The organism is Cobetia sp. 2AS (genome assembly GCF_029846355.1).
GTDB classification, from domain to species: domain Bacteria; phylum Pseudomonadota; class Gammaproteobacteria; order Pseudomonadales; family Halomonadaceae; genus Cobetia; species Cobetia amphilecti.
Genome location: NZ_JARWKQ010000006.1, coordinates 41,622 through 57,057, shown reverse-complemented (window position 1 = coordinate 57,057; position 15,436 = coordinate 41,622). Strand labels below are relative to the sequence as shown.

Annotated in this window: 12 protein-coding genes; 8 read left to right on the top strand and 4 right to left on the bottom strand. The window is 65.0% G+C overall.

The features are described from left to right. Nucleotides 1-150: 150 nt before the first annotated feature. Nucleotides 151-2,025, bottom strand: coding sequence for a beta-ketoacyl synthase (locus QD356_RS15085; RefSeq protein WP_192839193.1), 1,875 nt, complete (start codon nucleotides 2,023-2,025; stop codon nucleotides 151-153). A gap of 478 nt (nucleotides 2,026-2,503) precedes the next feature. Here QD356_RS15085 and QD356_RS15080 point away from each other — a divergent pair, with 478 nt between their 5' ends. Then, the gene (locus QD356_RS15080) at nucleotides 2,504-3,193 is read left to right on the top strand and encodes an SAM-dependent methyltransferase (protein ID WP_054557238.1); all 690 of its coding nucleotides are present in this window, start codon (nucleotides 2,504-2,506) and stop codon (nucleotides 3,191-3,193) included. A 6-nt stretch (nucleotides 3,194-3,199) separates the two neighbouring features. On the opposite strand, the gene QD356_RS15075 is transcribed toward QD356_RS15080, so the two are convergent. After that, nucleotides 3,200-4,126, bottom strand: coding sequence for a LysR family transcriptional regulator (locus QD356_RS15075; RefSeq protein ID WP_192839139.1), 927 nt, complete (start codon nucleotides 4,124-4,126; stop codon nucleotides 3,200-3,202). Between the two features lie 141 nt (nucleotides 4,127-4,267). Between QD356_RS15075 and QD356_RS15070 the strand changes: the two genes are divergently transcribed. From QD356_RS15070 to dacB, 3 genes are all read left to right on the top strand, one after another. Continuing rightward, entirely contained in the window at nucleotides 4,268-4,717 is a 450-nt protein-coding gene (locus QD356_RS15070) for a PACE efflux transporter (RefSeq protein ID WP_043334606.1), read from the top strand. Between the two features lie 4 nt (nucleotides 4,718-4,721). Then, entirely contained in the window at nucleotides 4,722-5,051 is a 330-nt protein-coding gene (locus QD356_RS15065; protein WP_043334608.1) for a multidrug efflux SMR transporter, read from the top strand. A 67-nt stretch (nucleotides 5,052-5,118) separates the two neighbouring features. Beyond that, entirely contained in the window at nucleotides 5,119-6,669 is a 1,551-nt protein-coding gene (dacB, locus tag QD356_RS15060) for a D-alanyl-D-alanine carboxypeptidase/D-alanyl-D-alanine-endopeptidase (RefSeq protein WP_225996627.1), read from the top strand. A gap of 303 nt (nucleotides 6,670-6,972) precedes the next feature. On the opposite strand, the gene QD356_RS15055 is transcribed toward dacB, so the two are convergent. Together QD356_RS15055 and nhaB are read right to left on the bottom strand one after the other, a co-directional pair. Beyond that, nucleotides 6,973-7,950 (bottom strand): MDR family oxidoreductase, encoded by a 978-nt coding sequence (locus tag QD356_RS15055; RefSeq protein WP_192839138.1) that lies wholly within the window; start codon nucleotides 7,948-7,950, stop codon nucleotides 6,973-6,975. 197 nt (nucleotides 7,951-8,147) lie between these two features. Beyond that, entirely contained in the window at nucleotides 8,148-9,680 is a 1,533-nt protein-coding gene (nhaB, locus tag QD356_RS15050; RefSeq protein WP_043334613.1) for a sodium/proton antiporter NhaB, read from the bottom strand. 287 nt (nucleotides 9,681-9,967) lie between these two features. On the opposite strand from nhaB, the gene QD356_RS15045 reads away from it, so the two are divergent. The 4 genes from QD356_RS15045 (at nucleotide 9,968) to QD356_RS15030 (ending at nucleotide 15,436) form a co-directional block, all read left to right on the top strand. Then, a complete protein-coding gene (locus QD356_RS15045) occupies nucleotides 9,968-10,339 on the top strand; it encodes a diacylglycerol kinase (RefSeq protein ID WP_043334615.1) in 372 nt (123 codons plus the stop codon). A 102-nt stretch (nucleotides 10,340-10,441) separates the two neighbouring features. Next, complete coding sequence (glnE, locus tag QD356_RS15040) at nucleotides 10,442-13,531, top strand: bifunctional [glutamate--ammonia ligase]-adenylyl-L-tyrosine phosphorylase/[glutamate--ammonia-ligase] adenylyltransferase (RefSeq protein WP_192839137.1); 3,090 nt, start codon at nucleotides 10,442-10,444, stop codon at nucleotides 13,529-13,531. Nucleotides 13,532-13,610: 79 nt separating this feature from the next. Further along, complete coding sequence (locus tag QD356_RS15035; protein WP_192839136.1) at nucleotides 13,611-14,378, top strand: hypothetical protein; 768 nt, start codon at nucleotides 13,611-13,613, stop codon at nucleotides 14,376-14,378. A 173-nt stretch (nucleotides 14,379-14,551) separates the two neighbouring features. Beyond that, nucleotides 14,552-15,436 carry an ion transporter gene (locus tag QD356_RS15030; RefSeq protein ID WP_192839135.1) on the top strand — a complete coding sequence of 295 codons (885 nt, stop codon included), beginning with the start codon at nucleotides 14,552-14,554 and terminating at the stop codon, nucleotides 15,434-15,436.

The window sequence follows — 15,436 nt, the reverse complement described above, 5'->3', positions numbered from 1 at the left end:
AAGGATGAGGAGCCGCAGAAGGCCGGTACGCCGAGTGTAGAACCCCTCGCGCGGCTTGCCAGTCGCGGGAGGGGATTCGTCAGCGAGTGCGCAACCCGGGAGGGGTAGCGAGCCGGTCTTGCAGCGAGCAGGTCTTGCAACGAGCCGGTCTTACAGCGAACCGAAGGGGTTGTCGACCTTGAGCGAGACGGGCTTCGCATAGCCGGGGATACGGATCTCGCGATCCGTGATCTCCAGCTCCGGACCTTCGAGCACGCCTTCACCGAAGCGATAGGTCGGCGTGAATTCGCCGCGCTGTGCCTTGTCCAGATAGTCGGCGCGACGCTGCTCGCAGAGACCGCTGCGCTCACGCCAGGCAGCCAGTGCCGCCTCACCATGTCGCGCCGCCAGCAACTTCAGCGTGACGTCTGCCGACAGCACCACGCCACTGGCGTTGTTGCCACCGAAGCCCTTAGCATTGATGAAGGCGACGTCTGCGATGAACTTGCGCGCCTCGCGGCGGATGTCGAGGTGGCTGTGATGCACGTCATCGGCGATGGCATCCAGCGTCGGGATACCCGGCAGGATGCCGGTCGCCATGCTGCCGAGCGCCGATACCGCCTGATCCCCCGCGGCACTGCCCTGGCTGTGGCCGACGAAGGATTTTACCGCCACCACAGGCCAGGCCTGGATGTCGTTGGCGCGAGCCACTTCATTGAGCACGTGGGATTCGGTGGTGCGGTTCTTCGGCGTGGAGGTGGCATGGGCGTGGACGAAGCTGCGCTGGCGCACGCCTTCATCGCCGACGATATCGCGCGCCAGCGCCACCGCCTTGCTCAGGGTGATGTAGTTGCCGACGCCGGGCGCCGAGATGGAACGCTTCCAGCCGTCGGCATTGACGAACACGTCCGGCACGCTGCCGATGATGCGAGCGCCGGTGTCCAGCGCCAGATCATCCGCCATCAGGATCACGAACTGGGTCGCTTCCGCGATGGTGAAACCACAGTTGCGCGCGAACGGGCGACAGGCCTTCTGGTAATCGCTGTCGGTAAGCACTTCCAGCGCGTCGAGGGCCTTGAGGCTCTCGTCATCGGCCAGAGCGCCCATGCTGCGGAAGCCCTCGATGACTTCCGGCGTGATCGGCGCATCGGCGGTGCCGACCATCACCACACGGCGACGGCCGCTGCGGATGTCGTTCAGGCCCAGCTTCAGGTTGTAGAGGAAGCTTGCGCATGCGCCCATCGCCGCCCCGGCGCCGCCGACATTGCCCAGCACGTAGGCATTGAGGAAGTCGGCGGGCATCTGGGCATAGCCCAGCGGCATCTGCTTGGAGGTGGCGCGCTCGCCGGCCACGAAGGACTTCATCAGTCCGCCCCAGCCTTCGGCGTCCATCTGGCCGATGGAATTGCCGGCGTAGACGGCAATATCGTCCGGATCGAGGCTATCGCGCAGCGCATCCCAGTCCAGGCCGCTGTCGCCGAGGCAATCGCTGGCACCGAAGATGGTCATCGACAGGCCGCGCGGGTGATGCACGCTGCGATAGAGCTGCTCCGGCGCGAAGCCGCTGGGCAGCTGGCCCGCGGCGCGCACCAGCGCCTGACGATGATCGGGCAGCAGGACATCGAATTCGCCGGCCGGTACCGTGACTTCGACATGACGGTTGTCCAGTTCGCGGATCTGCCAGTCAGCGGGCGGCTGTTCCGGCAGCTGGCGGCTGCGCAGCGTGAAGGTCAAGTCCTGGCCCAGCGTCAGCTTTGACTGACGATTGGCAGGAATGCCGGTCGCGTTGAAGCGCTCGTCTTCAATGCGACGAATCAGGGTGTGGGACAGCACCTGGTCTGCCAGACGCTCCGCAAGCGCCTGAGCCTCGGCGGGCTGGCCTTCGGCATCGAACCACTGGCCCTGATCATCGCAGCGGGCGAGGTTCATGAGCGACGCGAGACCCAGCAGGGTCTCTTGACGGTCTGTCTCCGGCAGGGAGTCGAGCACCGTGCGTCGGAACGCCTGATGGCCCGAAGTTCTGCCGGCGGCATTGACGCCGCCCATGCCGACGATCACCGGTAAGTGTGACAAGCCGCTTTCCTCGTAAAAATACTGTGAGTCGTTGGTCTGGGCGATACCTCTGCGGATATTCGTCCAAATGATGGGCGGATGATAACACCCCCTCAATACAGGCGTCATGCACCCCCGCCTCTACGCGGGCGCGCCAGCGAGCGCTTGCTGCGAACACTGTGCGATATCTCTGCGCTCAGTGCGAGTCTCGGCGGCCTGTTTTTGTACTCGTCATGGCACGGGATGATCGTGATTAAACGTTTGTTTGATTTTGGAATCACAAGCTGCCATTCTGTCGTGGCTGTTTGAGTTGGTGTAGGCGCGTGCCGCGAGGCAGGCGCCTTTTTTTGTGCCCAGGCCTTCCTGCGCCGCCGGCCCCGGATGGGCTGTGCGCCATATGGCGCAGCCCGATGCAGGCGCATCTGCTAGACTCCGCGCGTGATTTTCCTGCCCGTTGCTATCGGAACTGCTGATGTACGCCAACTCCCGCCAGATCGATTCCCCCCAGACCGGCCCCCACGAGGATATCGAGCGTCGCGTGCGCCGTGCGATGGCGCATCCGCTGCGCAAACCCGTGGCGGAGCACACCCGCGAAGCGTTCCTGCAAGCGCAACAGTGGTTGTCGGCTCAGGCGAAGCCCCTGTGGCTGGACAGTGGCTGCGGCGTCGGGCGATCGACTCGCCAGCTGGCACTGGCGCATCCGGACCATGCCGTCATCGGCGTGGACCGCAGCGAAGACCGCCTCAGTCGCAAGCATGGCGAGCTGCCGGACAACGCCTTGCTGGTGCGCGCGGACCTCGTCGACTTCTGGCGCCTGGCGCTTGCAGCGGGCTGGGCACCTGCGCATCACACCCTGCTGTACCCCAATCCTTATCCCAAGGCGCGCCATCTCAAGATGCGCTGGCAGGGCCACCCGGTGTTTCCGATCATCATGGCGCTGGGCGGTCAGCTTGAGCTGCGCACCAACTGGGAGATCTACGCCCGGGAATTCGCCCAGGCCATCGGGCATGCCACCGGTGTCGAGGTGACGGCGCACGCCTTCGAGCCGCAGGGCGATTATCTGACGCACTTCGAGCGCAAGTATCACGAGTCTGGCCAGGCGCTGTGGCGACTCGAATGCCAGCTTGAACACACGCCCGAGCGCTACCCGCTGCAGGTCTGACGCGAATCACGCCGGTGGCAGGTTCTGGTTGGCGATAGCGGCGTGGCTGTTGTGGAAGGTGTCGCGCAGTGACTGGCGCAGCCAGCTGGCCGCGGGGCCACGAGGGCTGTCGCGGCGCGAGATCAGTTCGATATCGATGTCGGCGGTGGCGCCCAGCGCGCTCAAGTCTAGAATCTTCAGACGCTGCTGAAAGGGCGGGTAGTGGGCGATATGGCGCGGAACCTGCGCCCAGCCCAGTCCGCGCGTCGTCAGCTCAGCCATCGCATAGAAGCTGTTGAGCTGCCAGAAGCGCTGTGAGCGTGGCCCCTCGTGACCGGGTTCCAGTTGCTGGCGTTGACCGATCATCAGCTGGCGGTGATCGGCCAGATCGCTGTGGGTCGGGCTCTCGAGCTGCGCCAGCGGGTGATCGCGTGCCACGATCAGCACCTGCTCCAGTCGCCCCAGCGCCTCGCGCTCCAGCGCCATGACACCCAGCGGCTGATAGAACAGGATGCCGAGATTGGCCTGGTGCTGCTCCACCCAGCGGGCCACCTCATCCTGCGCGCCATTGAGCAGATTCAGCGTCAGCGTCGGGTATTGCACCGCCATCTTTTCCAGCACCGCCATCACCGGCGGCATTTCTACCAGCGCCTCATCGATCGCCAGCGTCAGGCTGGCTTCCAGCCCCTGGCTGAGGGTGCGGGCGCGTGCCTCCAGGCGCTGGCACTGCATCAGCACGCTGTTGGCTTCATGCAGCATGGCCTCGCCTGCGGGCGTCAGCACCGGCGTGCGAGGGCGGCGATCGAACAGCTCGCAGCCCAGGTCCAGCTCCAGATTGGCGATGGCGGTGCTGACCGCGGACTGCGCGCGACCCAGACGCCGCGCTGCCGCCGAGAACGAGCCCGTCTCCGCCACGCAGCGCAGTGTCTGCAGTTGCTCCAGTGTCCAGTTCATTGCCTCGCCTCGCGCCTTGATCTATCTGAATAATAGATGGATACCAACTTTAAACCATCTTGTATCTCTCTAGAATGCCTCCTCCATCCGCGTCGTTCAGCCCATCCGGCATCACGCGCGGTGATCGAGAGGAGGTATGACATGCGTTCCAAGAAAGAACGTCTGGCCCAGGCAGGATTGCTGGAATTGGGCGGTATCCTGCTCGTGGCGCCGCTGTCGGCGCTGGTCACGGGGCATGACCTGGCGAGCATGGGCAGCCTGGCGGTGGTGATGTCCACACTGGCGGTGATCTGGAGTACGGTCTGGAACTGGATGTTCGATCGCTGGGTGCCGACCCGCCAGCGCAGCGCGAGCCAGCGCATCGCTCAGGCACTCGGCTTCGAGCTCGGCCTGGTACTGGTGACCGTCTTCATCGTGGCCGCCTGGCTCGACCTGGGGCTGTGGCAGGCATTGCTGCTGGACCTGGGCTTCGTTGCCTTCTTCCTGGTCTGGGCCATGATCTTCAATCCGCTGTTCGATGCCGTGATGAGTCGTCTGCTGGCGCGCAAGGCCGCGCGTGAGCAGCAGCTGGCCCCCCACAATACGAGGTGATTCGATGAGTTATGTCTTCCTGGCAGTGGCCATATTGGCGGAGGTCATCGCGACCAGCGCGCTCAAGGCCTCCGAGTCCTTTTCGCGACTCGGCCCCAGCGTGATCGTGGTGGTGGGCTACGGCATCGCCTTCTATTTTCTGACGCTGGTACTGCGTGATCTGCCGCTGGGCGTGACCTATGCGGTGTGGTCCGGGCTCGGCATCGTGCTGGTCACCGTGTTCGGTGCGGTGGTCTATCGCGAGATGCCGGACCTGCCGGCCATCCTGGGGTTGGCGATGATCGTGGGCGGTGTCGCTGTCCTGCATCTGTTTTCCAGCGCCAGTCCTCATTAAGCTAGGGGCATCACGGCGCCTCCCGGCTGTGACATGGATGCTCACCGACGACGTCACTGGATGCCTCATGCCCCTATTTCGCACTGCACCGACCTCTGCGCGACCCTCCCGACTGTCTCCCCTGTTGCCCTTGCTGAAGACGGCGCGCCCCGCAGCAGCGGGCAAGTCGCTGCGTTTCACGCGCTCGCTGCGCCGACTGGCCATGGCGGCCGGGGCGACGCTTGTCGTGGCGGGCCCGGCGCAGGCGGCGGGCTTTGACAACCTGACGCGACTGACTGACAAGGGCTTCATCGTCAGTGCCCAGGCGCGCATGCTCGATACCGGCGAGACGCTGGCCTCGGTCAATCCCGACCAGCAACTGACGCCGGCTTCGCTGTCCAAGCTCTATATCGCCGGTGCGGCGCTGGACCGTTTCGGCCCGCAGTATCGTTTCTCCACGCGTCTGCGCAGCACGGGCACGATCAGCGGCGGCGTCTTGACCGGTGACCTGGTGCTCGAGGGCAGCGGCGACCCGGCGCTGACCAGTGAAGAGCTGTGGCGTCTGACCGAGGAGCTGCGCTTTCGGGGCATCCGCCGCGTCGAAGGGCGCCTGCTGATCAGTCAGTGGCGTTTCGGGCCGGTGCCCTGCATCAGTACCGATCGCTGCAATGCCTCGCGGCGTTCCAGCAATGCCTATGATGCGCTGCTGTCGTCCGCGGCCAGCAACTATGCCAGCTGGTGCGTGAAGGTGATGCCGGGGGCGGGCAGTCAGGCGCCGGCGCGACTGGCCAGCTGCGACACCACCCAGCCCACCGAGATCTTCGACAACCAGGTCACCACGGTCGGCGCGGGTGGCAAGAGCGCCATCAATGCCCGGCGCACCACCAGCAACGGTCGCGATACGCTGGTCGTCACCGGTACCATCGCCGCCGACAGCCAGCCGCGCAGCATCTACCGCGCCGTCTCCAATCCTGCGCTGTACACCGGTGAGCTGATGCGCGACATCCTGGCGCGCGCCGGGATCACGGTGACCGGCGGGGTGGACATCACCTCGACGGCGCCGCCTTCCAGCGCCGCGCAGCTCGGTAGTGTCGAGGGCAAGCCGATGCAGGAGTTGCTGACGCGCATGCTCAATTACTCCAACAACTTCATGGCGGACCAGCTGACGCTGGCGCTGGTCGGCGGCAGTCAGGCCACCTTGCGCCAGGGCGGCGCCAAGCTCGAGACCTTCGCCAGCGCGATTCCCGGTCACGGCCCGCTGACGATGTATTCCGGCAGCGGCCTGACCTCCCAGAACCGCACCAGCGTCAGTGGGCTGGTGGCGTTGCTCGACAGCATGTATCACCGCCCGGCGCTGTTCCCCACCTTCGTGGCGGGCCTGCAGGCACCGGTCAATGGCCCGATGCGCTTCATCCGCCGTGGCAGCGAGACCTTCCGCAATCACGTGATGGTCAAGACGGGCACGCTCAACAACCCGGTGCCGGTGCGCGCCATCTCGGGATACTTCCGCACGCAAAGTGGCCGCTGGGGCGCCTTCGCGGTGATGGTCAACGGCCGGGCGGCGGTGCCTTATCTGTCCTGGCCGCAGGTGCTGGATCCGGTCGCCGAGGACCTGACCGCGATGATCGAGCGCAACTGAGTTCCTGATCGCGCGCATGAACACGAAAGCCCCGCCAATCGGCGGGGCTTTCGTGTTCATGGCCTGAGTGACAGACACAAAAAACCCCGCCCGAAGGCGGGGTGGTCCTCCACACGCCCGGCATGGCTGAGGGGAGGGCACTCGGGACGCTCGACAGGGCGCAACGAGATAACAAGAGCATAGCGTTGTGTGACGGCGTTGGCTAACGCCAAAATCGCTATTGCACCGCAACAATCAAGGACTTGAAGCGTTTTTGGCGCTGCGAGGGCAAATTTTCCGTCGCGGGTCGTGCGTCGAGTGTCTTCAGCGCGTCGGGTCGAGCAGCACACGACCGCTGACGCGTCCGTCGATCATCGCCTCGGCGCGTTCGGCGAGGCCTTCCAGGCCGACCGTCTCGAGCTGCATCTGGGTGTGCATCTCGTCCGGCAGGTCGGCCAGACGCTGCCAGACCTTTTGACGGCGTTCGGCATTGATCATGACGCTATCGACGCCCAGCAACGAGACACCGCGCAGGATGAACGGCATCACGCTGGTGGGCAGGTCGGCGCCCGCCGCGAGGCCCACGGCCGCCACCTTGCCATCGTAATTCATCTGCGCCAGCAGATTGGCCAGCACCTGGCCACCGGCGGTATCCACGGCGCCTGCCCAGCGGCTCTTTTCCAGCGGACGGCCCTTGTCCTCGAAATCACTGCGCAGGTGGACTTCGCTCGCGCCCAGTGACTCGAGCCAGTCGCGCTGCTCGGCCTTGCCGCTGACTGCGTGAACCTCGAAGCCTTGCCCGGCCAGCATCTGCACGGCCCAGCTGCCGACCCCGCCGGTGGCGCCGGTGACGATCACCGGGCCCTGTTCGGGTGTCAGGCCGGCCTCCTCGAGACGCATCACGCACAGCATGGCGGTCAGGCCCGCGGTGCCGAAGGCCATGGCCTGCTCGGCGCTCAGATTGGCAGGACGCTTGACCAGCCACTCGGGCTTGACGCGCATGCGCTCGGCCAGGCCGCCCCAATGGCGCTCGCCCACGCCCCAGCCGGTCAGGAGGACCTCATCGCCCGGCTGATAGTCCGGCGAGTCGGAGGCCTCTACGCGTCCCGCGAAATCGATGCCCGGCACGAAGGGCAGCTCGCGAACGATCTTGCCACGGCCGGTGATGGCCAACGCGTCCTTGTAGTTGAGCCCGGAACGCTCGATGGCCACCGTGACAGGCAGGTCAGGTAGCTGGTCATCGGAGAGGTCGACGACTCGGGCGCGAGGTGTCTCTTCGTGCAGCATCAGTGCGCGGGACATGGCTGTCTCCTTGTGGATGGCGTGGGTGTTGGCGGTCTTCCTGCTTGAAGGTGTCACGGCGTCTGATCGCGACGCGTCATCTCACAGTGCCTGCAAGCGACGCTGTGGGGAAGCCTCGCGATATCGACATTGGGATGAGACTGACGCAACCGGGGCCGGCCGGAGGTGCGGCTGGCCCCAGGAACAGGAGGCGCTGACTAGATGAAGCTGCGCACGGTGGCCAGCCCGACCAGCGTCATCAGCACCGTGTAGGGCAGTGCCATCCACACCATGCGCCCGTAGGAGAGCCTGACCAGTGGCGCGATGGCAGAGGTGAGCAGAAAGAGGAACGCTGCCTGGCCATTGGGGGTCGCAACGCTGGGCAGGTTGGTGCCGGTGTTCACCGCGACCGCCAGCGCATGGAAGTGCTCGCGGCTGATATTGCCGGCCACGAACTCGTTCTTGACCTGGGTGATGTACACCGTGGCCACGAAGACATTGTCCGAGATGGCCGAGAGCAGCCCGTTGGCCAGGAATAGCGCGCCGGCCTGCTCCTCGATGGGCAGACTGAGTACCCACTGAATGAACGGCTGGAACAGATGCTGCTCGTGGATGACCGCGACGATGGTGAAGAACACCACCAGCAGCGAGGTGAAGGGCAGCGATTCCTGGAAGGCGCGGCCGATCTGGTGCTCATCGGTGATGCCGTTGCCGGCGGTCAGCAGGATGATCACCGCCAGCCCGATCAGCCCGACCTCTGCCATGTGCAGTGCCAGCGCCAGGACCAGCAGTACCGCTACCACGGCCTGCACGATCAGCGCGGCGCGTTCCCGCGGCGTGCGCCGTGAATCCTGATGATGATCATAATCCTCGAGAATGCGTCGCACGCTGGCGGGCAGGCGCTGGCCGTAGCCGAACCAGCGGCCACGCTCCAGCAGCACGCACAGGGCGAGACCGGCGAAGAAGGTCGGCACGGTGACCGGCGCCATGGCGAGGAAGAAGTCGATGAAGTCCCATTCGGCGGCCTTGGCGATCACCAGATTCTGCGGCTCGCCGATCATGGTGCTGACGCCTCCCAGCGCGGTTCCCACCGCGCCATGCATCAGCAGCGAGCGCAGAAAGCCGCGGAAATCCTCGAGGTCTTCACTGTGCACGGCCTCGACGCTGACATCGTTGGCATGGTCATGCTGGGTATCGAAATGCTTGCCCGAGGCCACCTTGTGGTAGACGGAGTAGAAGCCCACCGCGATGCCGATGATCACCGCCGTCACCGTCAAGGCGTCGAGAAAGGCGGACAGCAGGGCGCTGGAGAGACAGAACATCAGCGACAGCCAGGTCTTGGAGCGCACGCCGAGGATGATCTTGGTGAAGGCATACAGCAGCAGCGGCTTCATGAAGTAGATGCCGGCCACCATGAACATCAGCAGCAGGATCACCGGCAGGTTGCGCTCCATCTCCTGCATGATGGCCTCCGGCGAGGCCATGCCGATGACGACGGCCTCCAGCGCCAGCAGACCGCCTGGCTGGAGGGGATAGCACTTGAGCGCCATCGCCAGCGTGAAGATGAATTCCCCCAGCAGCAGCCAGCCGACGATCACGCCACCTTGCGGACCGCTGAACCACAGCAGCAGCGGATTGGTGATCAGAAACAGGCACATCAACTGCTTGTACCAGCGTGGCGACTGGCCGAGGAAGTTGCGCGCCAGTCCGCGGCTGAGCGTCTGTCGTGTGTCGTGTGATAGCGAAGGCATGGGCAGTTCCCGGCGTTGATTTGTTGTTGTTGGAGGACGGGATCGGCAATGCCGCTTCAGCGCGTGCTTTGCTATCATCGCCGCCGTCATCGAGCGCCTGGCGGTATTAGAGCACGCCCGTCGATGAGGTCTCGGGTAGCCTTTGGTCGTGAAATTCGCGCAGGCAGCGCTGCGCTGTCGCTGGCCGGTGTGCTGCGAGCTCTCCCGAGGCGTGTTGCTGGCAGACGTCGTCCGATTGAAAGATCGGCCTTTGCAGCCTCCGTGCTGCTTCTGTACGAGACCCGAAGATGAAATCACGGCATACCGGCTTGACCCACCTCAAGCATTCCGCGCGTTACTCGCTCAAGGGCCTCAAGGCCGCCTGGAGCAACGAAGAGGCCTTCCGCCAGGAGATCGTGCTGTGCGCCTTGCTGCTGCCGTTTGCCTGGTGGATCGGCGACTCGCATGTCGAGTGGCTGCTGCTGGTCGGCTCCACGCTGATCGTGCTGATGGTCGAACTGCTCAACTCGGCGGTGGAATCCGCGATTGACCGCATCGGCCCGGAATTCCATGAACTGTCCGGGCGCGCCAAGGACATGGGCTCGGCGGCGGTCATGATCAGCCTGATCTTCGCTGGCCTGACCTGGGGCACCTTGCTCTACGACAAGCTGTTCGGCTGAGCGACCAAGCCACGACCACATCAATGAAAGGGGTCGGCGGGCAGGCCGTGTCATGTGCCTGCGGCCTCCGTTATGCTGAGGGCTGGATCGAAGGAGACGACCATGCCCCAGCCATCCCCCGCGCAGTCCCGCCCACTGTTGCCCGCTGATTTCCTCGCGCCGTCATCGCTGCTGACCGAGCAGTCGGCTGACAGCCGTGCCACGCTCGAGAGCGCCCTGCTTGCCGCCCAGGAGCGTCTCGAAGAGAGCCTGACCCAGGCTGAGAACCTCAGCGAGATGCGTGGCGATGACAGCTCTCCGCTGGCGACCTTTCTGGCCCTCGATGAGCGTCAGCGCAGCCAGCTGGGGCGTCTGATCACGCTGTCCGACTTCGCGCTGGAGACGCTGTGCCGTCGCCCTGAATTGCTGTCCGAGCTGCTCGAGAGTGGCGAGCTGGAGCGCGCCTTGCCGGTCGCCCTGCTCACTGAGCGCCTCGCCGCCGGCCTCGCCAGCGCCGATGACGAGAAGGCGATGCAGCAGGTGCTGCGGCGCTTCCGCCAGCTGCGCATGCTGGGCATCGTGTGGCGCGACCTCAACGGCGCCGACATGTGGCAGACCGCGGCGGCGGTCTCGCACCTCGCCGAAGTCACCCTCGAGGGCGCGCTTGGCTGGCTGGAAGCCTCGCTTGAGCCGCGTTATGGCCGCCCCGCGCCGGACCGCTTCGGCGAGCCGCAGCGGCTGGTGGTGCTCGGCATGGGCAAGCTGGGCGCCGGCGAGCTCAACCTCTCCTCCGATATCGACCTGATCTTCGCCTTCCCCGACAAGGGCGAGACATCGGGCGGTCGCAAGTCATTGGATCATCAGGAATATTTCACGCGTCTCGGCCAGAAGCTGATTGCCGCGCTGGACGCGATGACCGCCGATGGCTTCGTGTTTCGCGTCGACATGCGGCTGCGTCCGCTGGGGGACGGCGGGCCACTGGTCGGCAGTTTCTCGATGCTGGCCAGCTACTATCAGGATCAGGGCCGCGAATGGGAGCGTTACGCGATGCTCAAGGCGCGCCCGGTGGCGGGCAGCGTCGCTGCCGGCGAGCGCCTGATCGCGCACCTGCGGCCCTTCGTCTATCGCAAGTATCTGGATTTCGGCGCCATCGAGTCGCTGCGCGAGATGAAGGCGATGATCAATCGCGAGGTCAAGCGGCGCGGGCTGTCCGACAACATCAAGCTCGGCTCCGGCGGCATTCGCGAGGTGGAGTTCGTCGCCCAGGCCTTCCAGCTGATTCGGGGCGGGCGTGAGTCGGAATTGCAGGTCACCTCGCTCAAGCAGGCCTTTGCGCGCCTGCCAGCCCTGGGCTTGCTGCCGCAGGCGGTCGTGGATGAGCTGGTGCCGGACTACGTCTTCCTGCGCGATCTTGAGCACGCCCTGCAGGCCCAGGCCGACCGCCAGACCCAGACATTGCCGCTGGACCCGCTGGGCCGCGAGCGTCTCGCGCTGGCCATGAAGCTGCCCGACTGGGAGGCGCTCACCGCGCGTCTGGAAGAGGTGCGCACGCGCATCCGCCATCACTTTGACAACGTGATCGCCGCGCCGGAAGACGACGAGGCCGAGCAGGGCGAAGGTCAGCAGGCGCTGGATGAGTGGCGAGCACTGTGGCGTGGCGAGCTGACGGCCGAGGAGGGCGAGGCACTGCTCGCCGAGAGCGGCTTTGAGAGTGCGGCCGAGAGTTTCCGGCGTCTCGACAGCCTGCGGCGGTCACGTGCAGTGCAGGGCATGCAGCGCATCGGCTTTGATCGCCTCGATGCACTGATGCCGCCATTGTTGCAGGCGCTGGGCTCGGCGGCGGGCGATCCCGAGAAGCCCGGCGAGCACGATGCCAGCCGAGTGCTGGAGCGCGTCTTGCCGCTGATTGAGGCGGTATTGCGGCGGACGGCCTATCTGGCGCTGCTGCGCGAGAATCCGGATGCGCTGGCGCAGTTGATGCGCCTGTGTACGGCCAGCCCGTGGATCGCCGAGCAGCTGGCGCGCTATCCGGTGCTGCTCGATGAATTGCTGCACCCGCACAATCTGTACTCACCCGCCGACAAGACGCGCCTCGCCGATGAGCTGCGCACCGCGCTGTCGCGCATTCCCGAAGATGATGAAGAGGCGCTGCTCGAGGCCTTGCGGGTGTTCCGCCATGCCCAGGTTTTACACGTGGCGGCCTCCGATATCGCCGGTGCCCGCCCGCTGATGAAGGTCAGCGACTATCTGACCTTCATCGCCGAGGTGGTGCTGGAACAGGTGCTGGCGATGGCGTGGAAGACCCTGACCCGCAAGCATGGCTTCCCCATCGGGCGCGATGGCCAGCCAATCACCGGCGACAGCCTGAGTGGCAGCTTCGTGATCGTCGGCTACGGCAAGCTGGGTGGCATCGAGCTGGGCTATGGCTCGGACCTGGATCTCGTCTTCCTGCATGATGCGGCCAGCAAGGGCCAGACGGATGGCCCGCGGCCGCTGGACAATCCACTGTTCTTCACGCGTCTGGGGCAGCGTATCATCCACCTGCTGACGGCGGTGACGCCGGCCGGTGCGCTCTACGAGGTCGACATGCGCCTGCGCCCGTCGGGCAATTCGGGGCTGCTGGTCTCGAGTCTGGCGGCCTTCCGGGACTATCAGCTCACGCAAGCCTGGACCTGGGAGCACCAGGCGCTGGTGCGCGCGCGGGCCGTAGCGGGAGACCCGGCGCTGGCGCTGGCCTTTGAGGAGGTGCGCCGTGAGGTGCTCGGTCAGCAGCGGGACGAGAAGACGCTGCGCCAGGAGGTGATCGCCATGCGCCACAAGATGCGAGATCACCTGGGCAGCAGCGCCAAGGACCGCGAGGCCGGCCAGTTCCACCTCAAGCAGGACGCCGGCGGCATCGTCGACATCGAGTTTCTCGCCCAGTACTGCGTGCTGGCGCTGAGTCATCAGGTGCCTGCTCTGCTCGAGTGGAGCGACAACATGCGGCTGCTGGAAACCCTCGAGTCCTGCGGACGGCTGCCGGGCGAGCAGGCCGGTGAGCTGCGCGAGGCCTATCTGGCCTATCGCGATGTCAGCCATCGCCTGGCGCTGGAGAAGCAAGGCAGCCTGATGCGGCTGGAGCAGCACCCGGTGATAGCCGCCCACCGTGAGCGGGTCATTACCCTCTGGCAGGCACTGCTGGGCGAGGCTCAGGTCAGTCACGAGGAGGTTTAACGCCAAATCAATGCTCGCAATCCCCTGTCGCTGTCCCCAAGAAAGGGTGCACCAGACAACGTTGACAGGGGAGGTCAGCATGATGGAGTGGATTGCGAATCACTCGAAAACCATCTCGGCGATTGCCAGTATCGGCTCGTTCTTCATCTGGCTGGTCTACGCGCAGCTGCTGTATCACAACTTCCGTCGCCAGCGTCGCCCGCGAGTGCTGATCAATCGCGGCAAGTCCAAGGGTATCGACAGTCTGTGCATCGTCAGCAACATGAGTGCCGAATCGATCTTCATCGAGCACATCATCGCCAGGCTGGATACCAGTCATGGCAGCCTGCTGATGGATGTCACCGAGTTCGAACGCAACTATCAGGAAGGTGACGAGCAGGGTAACAATCAGCAGGACGGCGACAGCGAGCAGTCCGCGCAGGAGGCTTCCAGCAGCAGTGAATGGCGTATCTCCGATACCACGCGTCAGGGGCCGCTGGGCTCGGGCGACTTCCTGCATATCGGGACTTTCTCTGAAGTCATCGAGCGCATGGCGCGCCGCAATGGCATCTCGCTCGATGGTCACTGGCCCAGCAATGAGCAGCTGGAATTCCAGCGCCTGACGCTGAGCATCATCGGCATCTATGGCAGTGAGGACCATCCGATCGGCGTCGAGCGTGCCTTCCGCCTGCACGATGCCAATGGAGAATGTGCGCTGGTGCCGGAACGCTGGGATTCCAATCGCCTGTCATCACGTAGACAGCGTCACAAGTTGCGCAAGCTTTTGAATCGCATCAGTGGGGAGGACATCAGCGAGCAGTCCACCTTCCAGCCCCCGAGTGACGAGGAGTCGCGCGACAAGGCTTGATGAGCGCGGGCGCATGAAGCCAGAAACGCATGAGCCACCGCACGCATGATCCCAAGGATGCATGAATCACGGCACAGATGAGTGCCCGGGTGCACGCCAGCGGTGGCTGCACACTGTCAGGGCGACGAGGATGGGGTAGGCTTTCCAGAGCCCCATTCACGGAGAGTCTTCGGATGCAGGAACGCGTCACGCCCTTTCAGCTGTTCATCCTGGTGCTGTCGATCTATGTGATCGGCGCCATGGTGGTGGACCTTGTCTTTGTGTTGTCACCCCAGGTCCAGCGGCTGCTGGAATACATGGATTACGTGGTCTGCCTGTTCTTCTTCATCGATTTCTGCAAGCGCTTCGCCAGTGCCAAGAGCAAGCGCGAGTACATGAAGTGGGGCTGGATCGACCTGCTGGCCTGTATTCCGGCGGGACTCTTCCAGGGCGCGAGGCTGTTTCGCGTGGTGCAGGTGCTGCGGGTGCTGCGCGCCATCAAGTCGATGGAAATGATCTGGAAGCTGCTGTTCCGCAACCGGGCCGAGGGGGTCTTCGCCTCGGCGGCCACCGCCACGGTGCTGCTGGTAGTGTTCGGCGCCCTGACCATGCTGATGGTGGAGACACCCAATCCCGACAGCCCCATCAATACCGCCGAGGAGGCGCTGTGGTGGGCGGTGGTGACGGTGACCACCGTCGGCTATGGTGACTACTATCCCATCACGACGCTCGGTCGCGTGGTGGCGGTGCTGCTGATGGTCGGGGGCGTGGGGCTGTTCGGGAGTTTCGCCGCCTATATCAGCTCGATCTTCATCGAGGATGACAGCGAGCAGGAGGCCCGGGCGGCGCGTGCCCAGCGCGACATGACGCGGGCGCTCTATCATCAGATCAGCGAGCTGACGACGGAAGTGCGCGAGCTGCGTGAACGGCTGGATCAGGTCGCGCAGGAGCGGGGCGAGCCGCTGGCTGAGCGTGAACGCCACCGCGAGGCGCTGCACCGTCAGGTGAATGAGGAGATGGAACAGCGCCTGGGGGATGCCGCTCCGCCAGACAGGGAGGGCCCCGCCGGCGAACGTTGA